Here is a 16,049-nt window from a genome sequence, read left to right as displayed (position 1 = left end):
TGGATGGAGCGGTCCGACCTGCTATCACTCGTTCATGGCTTCACGTGCGTCCGCTCCCCGTCCTCGCGAACAGGCACAGGGCGCGCGACCTCCCTCCGTCGAGCGGCTTCTCGGTGACGAAGCCTCCGTCGCGCTGGTCGAGAGGTTCGGCCGAACCGCTCTCCGGGACGCGATCCGCGACGATCTCGCCGCGATCCGGGCCGGCGGGGATGGCGTGCCGGAGGCGGCCGAGATCCTCGCCCGCGTCGGCCATGCTCTGGCCCGGCAGGCGAGCCCGTCCTTGCGGCCGGTCTTCAACCTCACCGGCACCGTTCTGCACACCAATCTCGGCCGCGCCCTGCTGCCGCCCGAGGCGGCCGCCGCGGTATCGGCGGTGATGACGGGCGCGAGCAACCTCGAGTTCGACCTCGCCACGGGCGAGCGCGGCGAGCGCGACGACCATGTCGAGGCGCTGATCTGTCGGCTGACCGGGGCGGAGGCGGCGATCGTCGTCAACAACAACGCGGCGGCCGTCTTCCTCGTCCTGAACGCGCTCGCGATGCGCAAGGAGGTGGTGGTCTCCCGCGGCGAGCTCGTGGAGATCGGCGGCTCGTTCCGCGTGCCCGACGTGATGGCGCGGGCCGGGTGTCGCCTGCGCGAGGTCGGCACCACGAACCGGACCCACCTGCGCGACTTCGACGAGGCGCTCGGCCCGCGCACCGGCCTGGTGATGCGGGTCCATCCCAGCAACTACGAGATCCGCGGGTTCACGGCGCAGCCCCGCGAGGAGGCGCTCGGCGCGCTCTGCCGCGAGCGCGGCGTGCCGCTGGCGCTCGACCTCGGCAGCGGCAGCCTGATCGATCTGGCCGCGCATGGCCTGCCGCCGGAGCCGACCGTGCGGGCCGCCCTCGCCCATGCCGACCTCGTCACCTTCAGCGGCGACAAGCTCCTCGGCGGGGTCCAGTGCGGGATCGTCGCCGGGCGCGCCGACCTGCTGCGTAAGGTTCGCAAGAGCCCGCTGAAGCGCGCGTTGCGGGTCGACAAGATGACCTACGCCGCGCTCGAGGCGACGCTGCGGCTCTACCTGCATCCCGAGCGCTTGGCCGAGCGCCTGCCGACGCTGCGCCTCCTGACGCGCCCGGCCGAGGCGATCGACGCCCAGGCGCGCCGGCTCGCGCCGGAGGTGGCACGTCGCCTCGCCGGCCGGGCGGAGGTCGCGGTCGCGGCCTGCAGCAGCCAGATCGGCTCGGGCGCCCTGCCGGTGGAGACCTTGCCGAGCGCCTGTCTGGTCCTGACCCCGCCCGCGGGCGAGGGCGGGCGCCGCGGCGGTGCCTGGCCGAAGCGCATGGCCGCCCTCCTGCGCGATCTGCCGGTCCCGGTGATCGGCCGGATCGCCGACGGCGCCCTGCACCTCGACCTGCGCACGCTTGAGGACGAGCCCGGCCTGCTCGCGAGCCTCGACGCGCTCGCCGCCTGAGACGGCAAGTGGCTCCATGCAATAAGTGGCTCTATGCAATGAGGTTTGCGACGGAATTTCACGTTCGCCTCCTCACCGATCGGACATATCGTGCTATGCGGGAAGGCCGGGGCGACGCGCGAGCGCGACGGAGACTCGCGCGTGACGATGTGGGCGACTGAGATGGCGTGCATGACGGAGGCGACGCGGGAGGCGCCCGAGGCGGAAGCCGAGCGGACCAGGGATCCCCTGCTCCTCGACAACCAGCTCTGCTACGCCCTCTATGCGGCCGCGCACCGGATGACGAAGTCCTACCGCCCGCTGCTGGAGCGGATCGGGCTGACCTACCCGCAATATCTTGTGCTGATGGTCCTGTGGGAGACCGACGGGGTCACCGTCTCCGAGATCGGGCGGCGCCTGCGCCTCGATTCCGGCACGCTGACGCCGGTGCTCAAGCGGCTCGAGGCGGCCGGCTTGCTCCAGCGCAACCGACGTCGCTCCGACGAGCGCGAGGTCGAGATCGCCCTGACCGAGAAGGGGCGTGCCCTGCGCGCCGACGCGGCGGAGGTGCGCCAGAGCGTCATGTGCCAGCTCGACCTGACCGAGCCCGAGGTGCAGGCGATGCGCATCGACCTGAACCACCTCATCGACAGCCTGTCGAAGGACTGACCGCACGGCTCGCCTAGGGAGCGGCTTCCTTGGCGATGCCGGCGAGGCCCGCCTCGTAGACGCCGGCGATGTCGGCGACCGCCTCGGCCTCGGTCATCCCCCCCGCCTCGAAGCGCGCGGTCCAGGTGACCGTCGCGCCCTTGCCGATCGGCGTGACCGAGAGCGTCGACGTGTAGTCCTTCGCCGGCAACGGCCCGGAGACGAGCCTGTAGGAATAGCTCAGCGCCGCCTCGTCCCGCGCGGTCTCGATCTCGATGAGCGTGCCGAGGCCGCCCGCCGCGACGAGGGCGCGCACCGGGGCGCCGTCTTCCGATGACAGCGTGCAGCGCGTCACCTGCGGGTGCCACCGCGCGATGTCGCAGAAGCCGCCGATCAACGACCAGATCGCGGCGGGCGGCGCGGCGACGATGCGGGAGCGGGTCACTTCCAGCGCCGAGGCGGCCCCGGCATGCGCGACGATGCCGAGCGAGACCGCGAAGACGAGGTGTCTCAGCGACGGCTTGCGGATCCCGGTCGTGCGCGCTCGCGTCTGCATGGTCGGCCTCGTCCGCTTCACGATCTCCACCTAGGGCGGCGCGCCCGGCGATCACGCCTTTGCCGCGAGGATCGCCCATCCGTGCGGCGAAAGGCGGATGCGGACCTGAGACTCGCCCTCGCCGATCACCTCGCCCTGCCCGGCTTCGAGGCCGAGCGCGCCCGGCGCCGGCTGCTCCGACGGCTCGTCCGACAGGTTGAGGGCGAGGAGGAGCCGTTGCCCGTCGCCCTGCGCTTCCAGCGTCAGGGCGGTGTTAGTCAGGTGCAGCGCGCGCGTCCGCGCCGTGTGCAGCCACGGATGCCGCCGGCGCAGGGCGATGAGATCCTGATGCAGCCGGTAGGTCGGCCAGCCTTCCGGCGCGAGGTCGTCGGGGCTCGGGGGGAAGGCCGGGCGGACGGCGTCGTCGCCGCCGGCCCGGTCCTCCTTGATGCCGCGGAACGCCTGCTCGTCGCCGGCATAGATCGAGGGCGTGCCGCCGACGGTGAGCAGCACGGCCAGGGCATGGGGCAGGTGCCGGATGTCGGCGATCCGGCTCGCGATCCGGGTGACGTCGTGGTTGCCGACGAAGGTCATCGGCACGAAGGCGTCGAGAAAGTCGTCGTGCCGCTTCAGGGCGTGTGCCAGCTCGAACAGGTTGCGGTCGTTGAGGCCGCTCCAGATCGCCTTCCACAGCTCGTACTGCGTCACAGAATCGAGGCCGGTCTCGGCGACCATGCCGGCGTAATCGCCGTGGATCACCTCGCCGACGAGGTAGGCGTCCGGATGCGCCGCGCGGACCCGCGGCAGGACGCGCGTCCAGAAGGCGCGCGGGACCGCGTAGGCCGCGTCGAGGCGCCAGCCGTCGGCGCCGCGGGCCAGCCAGTGGTTCATCACCGCGACGACGTGGTCGGCGACCTCGGGGTGGTCGTGGTTCAGGGTGACCAGGGCGCTGTGGCCCTCGAAGCAGCGGTGGTCCGGCACGTCGCCGGGGTTGGTGCCCTCCGGCCAGGACAGGTGGAACCAGCCGGCTCGGGCGGCGGACGGGCCCTCGTCGAGGACAGTGCGGAACGCCGGAAAATCCTGCCCGACATGGTTGAACACGCCGTCGAGCAGGACCTTCAGCCCGCGGGCATGGGCCGCCGCGATCAGCCGGTCGAAGTCGGCCTCGTCGCCGAGCCGCGGGTCGATGCGCAAGTAGTCGATCGTGTCGTAGCCGTGGGTCTCGGACGCGAAGATCGGGCCGAGCGCGAGGCCGGTCGCGCCGAGATCGGCGGCGTAGTCGAGCCAGGCGACGATGTGGTCCAGGCGATGCGCGACCTCGGCGCCGCGTCGGCGCGTGCCTTCCGCCCCGACGAAGCCGAGCGGGTAGACCTGCCACCACACGGTGTCGCGAATCCAGTCGGGCATGAAGGTGCGTGATCCTCGGCCGGCGCGGCCCTGCCCCGTGACATAGGGCGCACCCGGCAAAATCAGCGGCGCAGCCGGTTGCCGAGCACGAAGCCGTACAACCCCATTAGGATGATGCCGGCGGCGCCTTCGATGCCGACGAGCAGGTTGGTGAAGCGGCCGATCGGCTTGACGCCGATCTCCGGCGGGTTCGCCGTCATCATGTTGAGCGCGCTGTAGCTCAGCCAGTCGACGGCGTTCCGGGTCGGCTCGGTCGACCCGTCCGGGATCAGGCCGCCGGCGAAGCCGAACAGGACCGCGAAGACGACGATCAGGATGGCGAAGGCGCGCGCGATCCGCGACAAGCTCTCGCCGTAGTCGCACAGCCACTCGACGAAGCGGTCCGAGGTCCAGCGGTAGCCGTGGCGCAGGAACGCCCGCCCGTCCCGTGCGGTCCAGGCCGCGCGGGTCTTCTCCCCGGCCTCGAACCGCCCCATCCTTCGGCCGCGCTTGTACGCCCAGCTCGCCTCGTCGTGGCTCCCGATGCTCTTCAGGTTCTGCTCCAGCGCGAGGTAGCTCGCCTGCGCGCCGGCGTAGTCGCCCGCGGCCTCCTCGCCGACCATGCCGCCGAGCTGCTCGATCCGCATCCGCGTGCCGTTGAGCCAGGCGCCGGCGAAGCGGGCATGGTGCAGCTTGCACGTGACGAAGTTGAGCCGGACCAGGCTGGTCTCCGAGAGGTCCGCGCCGGAGAGGTCGGCGCCGTCGAGCTTGACGTTCGAGAGGTTGGCGCCGCGAAGCCGCGAGCCGACGAGGCGCGCCTTGGTCAGGCTCGCGCCCTCGAAGTCCGCGTGCGTCAGGTTCACGTCGGAGAGGTCGGCCTCGTCGAGCCGCGCCCCCTTGAAGCTGGTGTCGTCGGCATCCGCCCCGGTGAAGTCCGCGCCCCACAGGTCGGCGCCGGAGAAGTTCGCGCCGTCGAGCAGCGCCTGCGGGAACTTCGCGAAGCGCAACGCCGCGTCGTCGAAGCGTGCATCCTCCAGCATCGCCTCGCGGAAGCTCGCCTGGCCGGCGACGATGCCCCGGAAATCGGTGCCGCTGAGGTCGGCCTCGCCGAAGTCGGCCTCTTCCAGGTTCGCGCCGGCGAAGGTGGCGGAGCGGCCGACCGCGCCGGAGAGGTTCGCCCGCCGCAGGTTCGCGGCCGAGAGGTTCGCCCCTTCCATCCGGGCCCTGTCGAGGACCGCGTCGGCGAGGTTCAGGCCGCCGCATTCGGGGTCCCACCACGCCGGCGCGGGCGCCTCCGGGTCGATGCGCTGCGCGAGCGTTGCGCCCGCGGCGTCGATGCGCACGAGATCGAGCCCGTGCTCGCCGGTCCCGAAGCGGGTGCTCCCCGCGGCGGCGATCCGGTCGAGGACCGCTTCGGTTCGGGCGTCGCGCGGGGCGTCTGCGGCGCGCGGCAGCGGGGTCTCGTTCCGGTCGGACAATCGGGGGCGTGCTTTCGATGATGGCCGGGGCGAGCCGTAGCACGGCCGACCGCCCGCCGCCGACCCTGCGCGCGCTATGTTTGCCGCATGCGCCCGACCGGACCCTTTCGCACCGACGGACGGTTCTTCCCCGATGATCGCGCCTTCGGCCCGATCCGCGAACGCGAAGTTGGAGTCTCGGGAATGACGGATTCGGTGCAGCTCGATCCCTACGAGGGGCCGGCCGGCGGCTGGGGGTCGGCGAAGTCGCTGACCGAGATCCTGCTGCGCGAGCAGATCCCCGTCACCGGCGGGTTGATGCTGCGCCACCAAAACAAGCCCGGCGGGTTCATGTGCGTCAGCTGCGCCTGGGCCAAGCCCGGCAAGCCGGCGGTGTTCGAGTATTGCGAGAACGGCGCCAAGGCCACCGCGTGGGAGGTGACGCGCAAGCGCGTCGGCGCCGACTTCTTCGCCGCCCATACCGTGACCGAGCTCGCCGGCTGGCGCGACTACGATCTCGAGGAGCTCGGCCGCCTCACCGTGCCGCTGCGCTGGGACGCGGCGACCGACCGGTACCGGCCGGTCTCGTGGGACGACGCCTTCGCGGAGATCGGCGCCGAGCTGAAGGCGCTCGAGCCGAAGCAGGCGGTGTTCTACGCCTCGGGCCGCGCCTCGCTCGAGACCTCGTACATGTACGGCCTGCTGGCGCGGCTCTACGGCAACAACAACCTGCCCGACTCGTCGAACATGTGCCACGAATCGACCTCCGTGGCCCTGCCCGAGAGCATCGGCTCGCCGGTCGGCACCGTTTTGCTGGAGGCGTTCGAGCATACCGACTGCATCCTGTTCTTCGGCCAGAACCCCGGCTCGAACGCGCCGCGGATGCTGCACCCGCTGCAGGACGCCAGCCGGCGCGGCGTCCCGATCATCACCTTCAACCCGTTCCGCGAGCGCGGGCTGGAGCGCTTCACCAACCCGCAGGCGCCGCTCGAGATGCTGACGCGGTCCGAGACGCGGATCTCGTCGCAGTACCTCCAGGTGAAGGCCGGCGGCGACCTCGGGGCGATCTACGGCATCTGCAAGGCGCTGCTGGCGCTCGACGACGCGGCGATCGCGAGCGGGGCGGAGCGGGTTCTCGACACCGCCTTCATCGCCGAGCACACCCAGGGCTTCGAGGCGTTCGCGGCCTCCGTGCGCGAAAAGACCTGGGACGAGCTCGAGCGGCATTCCGGCCTGACGCGGAAGGCCTTGGAGCAGACGGCCGCGACCTACGCCAAGGCGAAGGCGACGATCGGCGTCTACGGGATGGGGCTGACGCAGCACCGCATGGGCGTCGAGACGGTGCAGGCCCTGGTCAACCTGCTCCTGATGCGCGGCAACATCGGGAAGCGCGGCGCCGGCATCTGCCCGGTCCGGGGGCACTCCAACGTCCAGGGGCAGCGCACGGTCGGCATCACCGAGAAGCCGGAGCTGGTGCCGAACGACAAGCTGCGGCAGCTCTACGATTTCGAGCCGCCGATGGAGAAGGGCCTCAACACCGTCGAGGCCTGCGAGGGCATCCTCGACGGGTCGGTGAAGGCGTTCGTGGCGCTCGGCGGGAACTTCATCCGCGCCGTCCCGGAGACCACGCTGATGGAGGCGGCCTGGAAGACGCTGCGCCTGACGGTGCAGATCTCGACCAAGCTCAACCGCAACCACCTGATCCACGGCGAGGTCGCCTACATCCTGCCCTGCCTCGGCCGGATCGAGATCGACCAGCAGGCCGGAGGACGGCAGGCGGTCTCGATGGAGGATTCGACCGCGTGCATCCACGGCTCGAAGGGCTATGCCGAGCCGGCGGGACCGGAACTGCTTTCCGAGCCGCGGATCGTCGCCGGGATCGCCAAGGCGACGCTGGCGCCCAATCCGCGAATCGACTGGGATCGCTGGGGCAGCGACTACGCCAGCGTGCGCGACGCGATCGAGGCGACCTATCCGGATCAGTTCAAGGACTTCAACGCGCGGATGTGGACGCCCGGCGGCTTCCGCCGACCGATCCCCGCGGCCGACCGCGATTGGAAGACCGAGAGCGGCAAGGCGAACTTCGTCACCACCCGCGGGCTGTCGGCCGATCCCGACACCGAGCAGGCCGATCCGGACGTGATGCGCCTCATCACGATGCGGTCGAACGATCAGTTCAACACCACGATCTACGGCTACGACGATCGCTTCCGCGGCGTCAAAGGCACGCGCATGGTGCTGTTCATGAACCGCGACGACATCGCCCGCCTCGGCCTGCGCGATGCGCAGAACGTCGATCTCGTCGGTGCGGCCAACGACCAGGTCGTTCGGCGGGTGGATGGATTTCGGGTGCTCGCCTACGACATCCCGAAGGGTTGCGTCGGCGGCTACTACCCCGAATGCAATCCGCTGATCCCGCTCTGGCACCATGCCGAGCGCAGCAAGGTGCCCGCGGCGAAGTCGGTCCCGGTGCGGATCGAGGTCGCCTCGGCCTGAGACCGGTCGCGGGCGAGGGACGACCGGCGCTTGGCGGGCGCCGATCCGACGGGTGATCGATCATGGAACGCCGGCCCGAGCCTTTCGGGTCGGCGTTGGGCCGTCAGCCCTCGGCCTGTATCTCGGGCGCCATGTAAGGGCGGCCCTCGGCGGTCAGCGCCCGGTCGACAGCCTCGATCGCGACGAGGATGCGGGTCAGGTCCTCGGCCATCGAGACCGGCGCGAGATCGATCCCGGCGAGCCGCTTGGTCATCGCGTTGCGCTGGCGTGCGAGCACGGTTCGGGCGCGGTGCAGGTCTTCGATTTCGTCGGCCATCATGATGTGAGTTTCCCTTCGGCCCGGCACGGTATCCGGCCGGCAGCAAAAAGCCCCGCGACCCTCTCGGCCGCGGGGCTCTCCTTCAGTTCGGCACGATGCCGTTACGGGCAGGAATGCCGCTGGCCGTCGTTGCCGAGGTAGGTCTGCGACCGCACATCGTAGGAGCGGAAGCGCTGGATGCAGTAGCTCACCGATTCCTGCGGCCCCGGCGCCACCTCGGTCTGAACCTCGGTGTATTCCGGATTGTAGCCGTAGCCGTAGCCGGCCGGCGCATAGCCGCCGCCGTAGTAGTTGTCGTCGTAGCCGTATCCGCCGTAGCCGTAACCCAGGCCGCCGCCGATCAGCGCGCCGGTCGCCAGCCCGAGGCCGAGCCCGGCAGCGCCGTATCCGAGGCCGCGACCGTAACCGCCGCGGTAACCGCGCCCATAACCGGCGCCGTAGCCCCGGCCGATCCCGCGGTTGGCGAAGCCCGCGTTGTTGGCGAAGCCGCGGTTTCCGCCGAATGCGCCGCGATTGGCGAAGCCGGCATTGCCGCCGAACGCGCCTCGGTTGGCGAAGCCGCCGCCGATCCCGCGATTGGCGAAGCCACCGCCACCGCCGCCGATGCCGCGACCCGCGAAGCCGCCACCACCGAAGCCGCGGCCACCACCGAAGCCACGGCCGACGCCGAACCCGCCGCCGCCGAAGCCGTGACCGCCGCCGATGCCGCCGCCACGACCGCCGAAGCCGCGGGCGTCGACCGTCGCCGGAAGCATCGCGAGGGCGCCGACCATCAGCGCGGATGTCAGAACAATCCGTTTCATAAGATTCTCACTCGTTCATCGACATGATGTTGTCGGATAAACAACGCGCGAGAGAGAGAAACGTACCGTTGTATCGTGTGCCCGCGGCGAAACATCCAATCGTCGCGGTCTTCCGTTCAGAAGAAGGCCTGCAGCCCGGTCTGCGCACGCCCGAGGATCAGGGCGTGGACGTCGTGCGTGCCCTCGTAGGTGTTGACCGTCTCGAGGTTCTGGGCGTGCCGCATCACGTGGTACTCGCCCATGATGCCGTTGCCGCCGTGCATGTCGCGGGCGGTCCGCGCGATGTCGAGCGCCTTGCCGCAATTGTTGCGCTTGATCAGCGAGATCATCTCCGGCGCCATCTTGCCCTTGTCCATCAGGCGGCCGACGCGCAAGGACGCCTGCAGCCCGAGGGTGATCTCGGTCTGCATGTCGGCGAGCTTCTTCTGGATCAGCTGCGTCTGCGCCAGCGGACGGCCGAACTGCTTGCGCTCCAGGGTGTAGGACCGCGCCCGGTGCCAGCAATCCTCGGCGGCACCCATCGCCCCCCACGAGATGCCGTAGCGGGCGCGGTTGAGGCAGCCGAACGGCCCCTTCAGCCCGGAGACGTTCGGCAGCAGCGCGTCCTCGCCGACCTCGACGCCCTCCATCACGATCTCGCCCGTGGTCGAGGCGCGAAGCGACAGCTTTCCCTTCAGCGTCGGGGCGGAGAGCCCCTTCATGCCCTTCTCCAGGATGAAGCCGCGGATCGCGCCGTCATGCGCGTCGGACTTCGCCCAGACGACGAACACGTCGGCGAAGGGCGCGTTCGAGATCCACATCTTGGCGCCCGACAGGCGGTAGCCGCCGTCGATCTTCTCGGCTCGCGTCTTCATCCCCCCGGGATCCGAGCCGGCATCGGGCTCGGTCAGGCCGAAGCAGCCGATGAACTCGCCGGACGCGAGCTTCGGCAGGAACTTGCGGCGCTGCGCCTCGGAGCCGTAGGCGTGGATCGGGTACATCACCAGGGACGACTGCACGCTCATCATCGAGCGATAGCCGGAATCGACCCGCTCGACGGCGCGGGCCACCAAGCCGTAGGCGACGTAGCCGGCGCCGGCGCAGCCGTACTCCTCCGGGATCGTCACGCCGAGCAGGCCGAGCGCGCCCATCTCGCGAAACAGGTCCGGGTCGGTCTTCTCCTCGGCGTAGGCCTCGACGATGCCGGGCAGCAGGCGCTCCTGCGCGAAGTCGTGCGCCACGTCGCGGATCGCGCGCTCGTCCTCGGTGAGCTGGTCGTCGAGCAGGAACGGGTCGTCCCAGACGAAGCCGGCCGACGCCTTGGCCGTGGGGCCGGCGCTTCCGGCAGGCGCGCGCATCGGTGCGTTCATGGTTGGTCCCTCTCCGAGACTGTCTTCGCCGGTTCGGTGGTCCGCCGATCCGTTGCTCGCGAAGATAGACGGATGCGCGCCGACTTCCACCGCGCCCGGCGCGGCGAAGGGTCAGCCGCGCGCCGCTGTCACGTCCGGCCGAGCAGGGTCAGCCAAGCGATGGTGGTAAACGGCGCGAGCAGCGTCGAGACCAGCAGGGAGGCCGCGATCAGCCCGGTCTCGGTGCGGTAGCGCATGGCGAGCAGGTAGGCGTTGATGCCGACCGGCATCGCCGCGAACAGGGTCGCGACGCCGGCATAGGCCGGCGGCATCGCGAACACCTTGGTCGCCAGCAGCCACACGATCAGCGGATGCACGACGAGCTTGAGCAGCGCGATCACCACGGCACCCGGCAGGTCGAACAGCACCCGGTAGCGCCGCAGCCCGGCGCCGAGCGCGATCAGCGCGCAGGTCGAGGCGGTCGCCGCGAACATGTCGATCAGCGACTTCGGGATGCCGGACGGGACGACGCCGCCCTGCTTCAGCGCCATCCCGATGAGCAGCGCCACGAAGATCGGGTTGCGGATCAGCACGAGAGCGAGGCCGCGCAGGCGCTGCCACAGGGAGCGACCGGCCTCCGCCTCGATCAGGAAGGTGGCGCAGCCCATCATCAGCGGCAGGTGGACGGCGAGCAGCAGGAAGAGCGGGAACGCGCCCTCCTCGCCGTAGGCCTGCAGGATGGTCGGGACGCCGACGAAGATCGTGTTGGACTGGCTCGCAGCGAAGCCGTGCAGGATCGCGCCCTGCCGCCCGATGCCGTCCCGCCGCCGCGCGATCAGCGAGCCGGCGAGCCACGACACGCCGGCGCCGCCGAAATAGGCGATCCAGTAGCCCCAGGCGATCTCGCCTTCGAGGCCGGGCCTGGTCAGCGTCGCGATGATCAGCGACGGCACGGCGATGGCGAAGACGTATTCCGACAGGCCCTCGCTCACCTTGTCGGAGAGCAGCCCGGCGAGCGCGGCGCCCCAGCCGATCAGGATGATCCCGAAGATCGGGACGATGATCATCACGGCGTTCACGGGATGGCCGACCGGTTCGTGTTCGAGGAGGTGCCGCGCATAGCACGCCCGTTGCGGCCGTCGCGCTGCGCCCGGCGCATGGCCGCAGCGAACCCTTGCGCCGGCTACGGCCCGGCGACCTCGGTCCGGGCCTTCAGGATGTCGATCAGCGCCCGGTCGCGGCGGGCTTCGAGGTCGGCGAGCGAGCGTCCGGCCGCCTCCGCCGCGACGCCCTCGACGATGGCGTCCTTCACCGCCTCGCTCAGGTCGGGATGGCCGAGGCTCTCCCAGCGGCGGACCTGGCTCGGGCCGAGATGGTCGAGATAGTGCCGGATGCCGCCCGCGCCGCCGCCGAGATGGTAGGTCATGTGCGGCCCCATCGCCGCCCAGCGCAGGCCCGGCCCGTTGCAGAGCGCGGCGTCGATGTCGGCGACGCTCGCGACCCCCTCGGAGACGAGGTTCACCGCCTCGCGGTACAGGGCCGAGGCGAGGCGGTTGGCGACGTGGCCCGGCATCTCGCGCCGCAGGATCACCGGGCGCCGTCCGAGCCCGGCGTAGAACGCCGCCGCGCGCTCGGCGACCGCGGCGTCGCCGGTGACGATCTCGACCAGCGGAACTAGGTGCGGCGGGTGGAACGGGTGGGCGACGATCACGCGCTCGGGCGTGCCGCAATCGGCGACGATCCGGCTGCGCAGCATCGCCGAGGTGCTCGACGCGACGATCACGCCGGGGGCCGCCCGCGCGTCGAGCTCGGCCAGGATCGCGCGCTTGACCGCCTCGTTCTCCGGCGCGTTCTCCTGGACGAAGACGGCGCCGGACACGGCTTGGTCGAGCGTCTCGCAGATCTCGAGGCGACCCGTGCCGGTCGGGCCGAGCTCGGCCAGCTGATCGCGGTATCGGGCGACGGACGCAAGCATCCGATCGGCGAAGCCGGGGGCGGTGTCGTAGGCCGCCACATCGAAGCCGTGCGCCAGGAAGAGCGCCGCCCAGCTCGCGCCGAGCGTGCCGCAGCCGACCACGGCTATCGGGCCGGTTTCATCCGTTTCAACAGCTGTCACCGCGTCGCCTTCCTGCGCTTTACTTTCAGTCGAGCCCGCGCCTAGTCAATGCGACGCCCGGCGTACAGCGTCGGGCCAAACGCAGGCGGGACGACCTGCGACCGGAGGACATCGATGTTCAAGCGCGCTTCGGCCGCCGCCGCCGCAATCCTGTTCCTGGCCGCCGGAGCGGCGCAGGCCGACGACGTCGTCCGCCTCGGGAACCTGAAGTTCGCCCATTACGGCGCGATCTCGTACATGAAGGAGATCGCCCCGAAGTTCGGCCTGAAGATCGACGAGAAGCAATTCGCCAAGGGCGCCGACATCTATCCGGCGATGGCGGTCGACCAGATCGACATATCGGCCTCGGGCGCCGACGGCGCGGTGGCGGCGCGCGGCAACGGCGTGAAGCTCTACGTCGTAGCGGGCTTCGCCAACGGCGGCGTGCGGATCCTGAAGCGGCCGGACCTCGACGCGGTGAAGACGCTGAAGGACGTGAAGGGCCTCAAGGTCGCCACCGTCCGCGGCGGGACGCAGGACCTGATGCTGCTCGCCGAGCTCGACAAGCACGGCATGACCTGGGGCGAGCGCGCCGGCAAGGACGTGCAGCTGATCTACTTCAACAACTACGCCGACCTGAACCAGGCGCTGGCGCAGAAGTACGTCGACGTGATCTGCCAGTCGGAGCCGCAATCGACCCAGGCGATCAGCGCCGGCTGGGGCGTCGAGGTGGTCAAGCCCTACGACACGCCGATCGGCATTCCGGTGCGTCCGCTCGTCATGACCGAGAAGATGTACAACGAGAAGCCCGAGATCGCCGGACGCGTCCTCAAGCTGTTCGTGGCCGCGACCAAGGCGTTCATCGACGACCCGGCGCTCGCCGAGAAGTACGTGCGGGAATCGGTGTTCAAGGGCCAGCTCTCGAGCCAGGACTTTCGCGACGGCATGGCCAACGCGAGCTACACCTACGACGTCCCGGCCGGCCACATGCAGACGACCACCGACTACATGATGAAGTACGGCCTGGGTAAGATGGTGACCCCGCCCAAGAGCGACGCCGAGTGGGTGAAGACCGATCTTCTCGACAGGGCCAAGGCCGAGCTGAAGATCAAGTGATGCGGCTGTCCTCGCTTCGCGGTGCCGTCGTCCCGGTCGGGCTGCTGGTCCTCTGGGAGATCCTGAGCCGGGTCGGGGTGTTTTCGCCGATCGTCCTGCCGCCGCCGAGCGCGGTCGCGGTGAAGTGGTATGCCGGCCTCCTGCCCGCCCTCCCCTACGAGCCGGGCCAGGAGAGCTACGTCGCCTGGCTCTTCTCCGGCGAGATGCCGCACGACGCGGTGTCGAGCCTGACGCGGGTGCTGTCGGGCTTCGTCATCGGGGCCGGGCTCGCGGTGCCGACCGGGCTGATGCTCGGCACCAGCGACCGGCTCTACGCGCTGTTCAACCCGCTGCTGCAGGTGCTGCGCCCGATCCCGCCGATCGCCTACATCCCGCTCGCCATCGTCTGGTTCGGGCTCGGCAACCCGCCGGCCCTGTTCCTGATCGCGCTCGGCACCTTCTTCCCGGTGCTGGTCAACACCATCGCCGGCGTCCGGCAGGTCGACTCGATCTACATCCGCGCAGCCCGGAACCTCGGGGCGAATTCCTGGACGATGTTCCGCCGCGTGATCCTGCCGGCGGCGAGCCCCTACGTGCTGGCCGGCATGCGGATCGGGATCGGCACGGCCTTCATCGTCGTGATCGTCGCCGAGATGATCGCGGTCTCCGACGGCCTCGGCTACCGCATCCTCGAGGCGCGCGAGTACATGTGGTCGGACAAGATCATCGGCGGCATGCTGACGATTGGCATCCTCGGCCTGATCATCGACGGCGCGATGAGCCGCCTCAACGACCACCTGCTGCGCTGGCATCGCGGCCTCGAGCGATAGGCCGTTCATGTCCGCAGAGATCGTCGTCGCGAACGCCGTGAAGGTGTTCGGCTCCGGAACCGCCGCGGTCGCCGCGCTGCAGGACATCACCGCCACGGTGCCCGAAGGCCAGTTCCTGTGCCTGCTCGGCCCCTCGGGCTGCGGCAAGTCCACCCTGCTGAACGCCATCGCCGGCTTCACCCCGCTGACCGACGGGCGGATCACGCTGGGCGGCCGCCCGGTGACCCAGCCGGGGCCGGACCGCGGCATGGTCTTCCAGGAATACGCGCTGTTCCCGTGGATGAACGTCGAGGACAACGTGCGCTTCGGCCTCGACATCAAGGGGGTGCCCAAGCCCGAGGCGACCGTCACCGTCGACCGCATCGTCGCGACGCTCGGCCTTTCCGACTTCCGCAAGCGCTATCCGAAGGACCTGTCCGGCGGCATGCGCCAGCGCGTCGCGATCGCCCGCATCCTGGCCCTCGACCCGCCGGTGATGCTGATGGACGAGCCCTTCGGCGCGCTCGACGCCCTGACCCGCCGAACGCTGCAGGACGAGCTTCTCCGGATCTGGTCGGAATACCGCAAGACGATCGTGTTCGTGACGCACTCGATCGAGGAGGCGATCTACCTCGCCGACCGCATCCTGGTGATGACCTACCGCCCGGGCCGGATCAAACGCGACGTCGTTGTGCCGATGCCGCGCCCGCGCGATCCGGCGAGCCACGACTTCAACGCGATCAAGCGCGAGCTCGGCGCGCTGGTGATGGAGGAGCAGCAGCGCTTCACCAACGCCGAGCTGCACGCCCCGGCCGTCGATTAGGCGCGCGGCCGGCCATCCTCAGATTCGCCGTTTTCGGTGCGCACAGCCGCGGGGCGGCCTGCCGACCCGGTCGCACCGAGGAGACCGGCCCGCGGTGATCCGCTTCGAGAACGTCACCAAGATCTACAAGACCGACGGCCACCGCCGCACGATCCTGGAGCGGGTGTCGCTGACGCTGAAGCCCGGCATCAGCTACGGCATCCTCGGGATCAACGGCGCCGGCAAGTCGACGACGATGCGCATGATCGGCGGCACCGAGGAGCCGACGAGCGGCAAGATCAAGCGGAACCTCCGGGTCTCCTGGCCGCTCGGCTTCGGCGGCGGCTTCCACCCGATGATGACGGGGCGCGACAACGTGATCTTCGTCGCGCGGGTGTACGGCGAGGACCCGAAGCGGGTGCTCGACTACGTCGAGGACTTCTCCGAGCTCGGCAGCTACCTCGACGTCCCGATCCGGACCTACTCCTCGGGCATGGGCTCCCGCCTCGCCTTCGGGATGAGCATGGCGATCCCGTTCGACTGCTACCTGATCGACGAGGTCACGGCGGTCGGCGACGCGCGCTTCCAGCGGCGCTGCTCGGAGGTGTTCGCCGAGCGGCGCAAGTCGGCCGACGTCATCATGGTGTCCCACTCGATGGAGACCATCCGCGAGTGGTGCACGCAGGGCATCGTGCTGATCAACGGCCGCGCGATCATCTACGAGGACGTCAACGACGCGATCGAGGTCTATCGCCGCCTGAACGCGTGAGGATGCGCGGCGCGGCGGACATCGTTTCGCCGCGCACGAAGCCGAGGGTGGTCGCCGCCTCCGCCGGGACAA

Annotated in this window: 15 protein-coding genes; 7 read left to right on the top strand and 8 right to left on the bottom strand. The window is 70.2% G+C overall.

The window, feature by feature from the left end:
• Positions 1 to 34: 34 nt before the first annotated feature.
• Positions 35 to 1,456 carry an L-seryl-tRNA(Sec) selenium transferase gene (gene selA, locus MKK68_RS02920; RefSeq protein ID WP_244028582.1) on the top strand — a complete coding sequence of 474 codons (1,422 nt, stop codon included), beginning with the start codon at positions 35 to 37 and terminating at the stop codon, positions 1,454 to 1,456.
• Positions 1,457 to 1,627: 171 nt separating this feature from the next.
• Complete coding sequence (locus MKK68_RS02915) at positions 1,628 to 2,104, top strand: MarR family winged helix-turn-helix transcriptional regulator (RefSeq protein WP_147726067.1); 477 nt, start codon at positions 1,628 to 1,630, stop codon at positions 2,102 to 2,104.
• Between the two features lie 13 nt (positions 2,105 to 2,117).
• Here MKK68_RS02915 and MKK68_RS02910 read toward each other — a convergent pair whose 3' ends face one another.
• From MKK68_RS02910 to MKK68_RS02900, 3 genes are all read right to left on the bottom strand, one after another.
• Positions 2,118 to 2,639, bottom strand: a complete 522-nt coding sequence (locus MKK68_RS02910) for an SRPBCC family protein (RefSeq protein WP_244028580.1) — start codon at positions 2,637 to 2,639, stop codon at positions 2,118 to 2,120.
• A gap of 51 nt (positions 2,640 to 2,690) precedes the next feature.
• The gene (locus MKK68_RS02905) at positions 2,691 to 4,025 is read right to left on the bottom strand and encodes an alpha-amylase family glycosyl hydrolase (protein ID WP_244028579.1); all 1,335 of its coding nucleotides are present in this window, start codon (positions 4,023 to 4,025) and stop codon (positions 2,691 to 2,693) included.
• Between the two features lie 62 nt (positions 4,026 to 4,087).
• Positions 4,088 to 5,401 (bottom strand): pentapeptide repeat-containing protein, encoded by a 1,314-nt coding sequence (locus tag MKK68_RS02900; protein ID WP_409567149.1) that lies wholly within the window; start codon positions 5,399 to 5,401, stop codon positions 4,088 to 4,090.
• A 264-nt stretch (positions 5,402 to 5,665) separates the two neighbouring features.
• Here MKK68_RS02900 and MKK68_RS02895 point away from each other — a divergent pair, with 264 nt between their 5' ends.
• On the top strand, positions 5,666 to 7,957 hold the full coding sequence (locus MKK68_RS02895) for an FdhF/YdeP family oxidoreductase (RefSeq protein WP_244028575.1): 2,292 nt from the start codon (positions 5,666 to 5,668) through the stop codon (positions 7,955 to 7,957).
• Between the two features lie 103 nt (positions 7,958 to 8,060).
• Here the strand turns inward: MKK68_RS02895 and MKK68_RS02890 are convergent, their stop codons facing one another.
• The 5 genes from MKK68_RS02890 to MKK68_RS29680 form a co-directional block, all read right to left on the bottom strand.
• Positions 8,061 to 8,276 carry a hypothetical protein gene (locus tag MKK68_RS02890; protein ID WP_147726058.1) on the bottom strand — a complete coding sequence of 72 codons (216 nt, stop codon included), beginning with the start codon at positions 8,274 to 8,276 and terminating at the stop codon, positions 8,061 to 8,063.
• Positions 8,277 to 8,377: 101 nt separating this feature from the next.
• Complete coding sequence (locus tag MKK68_RS02885; RefSeq protein WP_244028573.1) at positions 8,378 to 9,079, bottom strand: BA14K family protein; 702 nt, start codon at positions 9,077 to 9,079, stop codon at positions 8,378 to 8,380.
• A gap of 116 nt (positions 9,080 to 9,195) precedes the next feature.
• A complete protein-coding gene (locus MKK68_RS02880; protein ID WP_409567145.1) occupies positions 9,196 to 10,428 on the bottom strand; it encodes an acyl-CoA dehydrogenase in 1,233 nt (410 codons plus the stop codon).
• A gap of 128 nt (positions 10,429 to 10,556) precedes the next feature.
• Entirely contained in the window at positions 10,557 to 11,474 is a 918-nt protein-coding gene (locus MKK68_RS02875) for an AEC family transporter (RefSeq protein ID WP_279604120.1), read from the bottom strand.
• A gap of 116 nt (positions 11,475 to 11,590) precedes the next feature.
• Positions 11,591 to 12,523, bottom strand: coding sequence for a 3-hydroxyacyl-CoA dehydrogenase NAD-binding domain-containing protein (locus tag MKK68_RS29680; protein WP_244028571.1), 933 nt, complete (start codon positions 12,521 to 12,523; stop codon positions 11,591 to 11,593).
• A gap of 114 nt (positions 12,524 to 12,637) precedes the next feature.
• Between MKK68_RS29680 and MKK68_RS02865 the strand changes: the two genes are divergently transcribed.
• The 4 genes from MKK68_RS02865 to MKK68_RS02850 all read left to right on the top strand — a co-directional run bounded on the left by MKK68_RS02865 (position 12,638) and on the right by MKK68_RS02850 (position 15,977).
• A complete protein-coding gene (locus MKK68_RS02865; RefSeq protein WP_147726062.1) occupies positions 12,638 to 13,618 on the top strand; it encodes an ABC transporter substrate-binding protein in 981 nt (326 codons plus the stop codon).
• Positions 13,618 to 14,427 (top strand): ABC transporter permease, encoded by an 810-nt coding sequence (locus MKK68_RS02860; protein ID WP_147726063.1) that lies wholly within the window; start codon positions 13,618 to 13,620, stop codon positions 14,425 to 14,427. Before MKK68_RS02865 ends, MKK68_RS02860 begins: the two co-directional genes overlap by 1 nt.
• 7 nt (positions 14,428 to 14,434) lie before the next feature.
• Positions 14,435 to 15,229 carry an ABC transporter ATP-binding protein gene (locus MKK68_RS02855; RefSeq protein WP_244028569.1) on the top strand — a complete coding sequence of 265 codons (795 nt, stop codon included), beginning with the start codon at positions 14,435 to 14,437 and terminating at the stop codon, positions 15,227 to 15,229.
• A gap of 94 nt (positions 15,230 to 15,323) precedes the next feature.
• Complete coding sequence (locus MKK68_RS02850) at positions 15,324 to 15,977, top strand: ABC transporter ATP-binding protein (RefSeq protein WP_147726065.1); 654 nt, start codon at positions 15,324 to 15,326, stop codon at positions 15,975 to 15,977.
• Positions 15,978 to 16,049 lie beyond the last annotated feature (72 nt).

The sequence above is a fragment of the Methylobacterium sp. E-016 genome (assembly GCF_022829745.1).
Lineage (GTDB): Bacteria > Pseudomonadota > Alphaproteobacteria > Rhizobiales > Beijerinckiaceae > Methylobacterium.
The sequence above is the reverse complement of the archived record's forward strand: the minus strand, read 5'-3'. Positions and strand labels throughout refer to the sequence as shown.

Excerpts from the sequence above, each read along its gene's own strand:
- MKK68_RS02910 (WP_244028580.1), bottom strand. The coding sequence starts at position 2,639 with ATGCAGACGCGAGCGCGCACGACCGGGATCCGCAAGCCGTCGCTGAGA.
- MKK68_RS02885 (WP_244028573.1), bottom strand. The coding sequence starts at position 9,079 with ATGAAACGGATTGTTCTGACATCCGCGCTGATGGTCGGCGCCCTCGCG.
- MKK68_RS02880 (WP_409567145.1), bottom strand. The coding sequence starts at position 10,428 with ATGAACGCACCGATGCGCGCGCCTGCCGGAAGCGCCGGCCCCACGGCC.
- selA (WP_244028582.1), top strand. The coding sequence starts at position 35 with ATGGCTTCACGTGCGTCCGCTCCCCGTCCTCGCGAACAGGCACAGGGC.
- MKK68_RS02895 (WP_244028575.1), top strand. The coding sequence starts at position 5,666 with ATGACGGATTCGGTGCAGCTCGATCCCTACGAGGGGCCGGCCGGCGGC.
- MKK68_RS02875 (WP_279604120.1), bottom strand. The coding sequence starts at position 11,474 with ATGATCATCGTCCCGATCTTCGGGATCATCCTGATCGGCTGGGGCGCC.
- MKK68_RS02865 (WP_147726062.1), top strand. The coding sequence starts at position 12,638 with ATGTTCAAGCGCGCTTCGGCCGCCGCCGCCGCAATCCTGTTCCTGGCC.
- MKK68_RS02890 (WP_147726058.1), bottom strand. The coding sequence starts at position 8,276 with ATGATGGCCGACGAAATCGAAGACCTGCACCGCGCCCGAACCGTGCTC.
- MKK68_RS02855 (WP_244028569.1), top strand. The coding sequence starts at position 14,435 with ATGTCCGCAGAGATCGTCGTCGCGAACGCCGTGAAGGTGTTCGGCTCC.
- MKK68_RS02905 (WP_244028579.1), bottom strand. The coding sequence starts at position 4,025 with ATGCCCGACTGGATTCGCGACACCGTGTGGTGGCAGGTCTACCCGCTC.
- MKK68_RS02915 (WP_147726067.1), top strand. The coding sequence starts at position 1,628 with ATGACGGAGGCGACGCGGGAGGCGCCCGAGGCGGAAGCCGAGCGGACC.
- MKK68_RS02860 (WP_147726063.1), top strand. The coding sequence starts at position 13,618 with ATGCGGCTGTCCTCGCTTCGCGGTGCCGTCGTCCCGGTCGGGCTGCTG.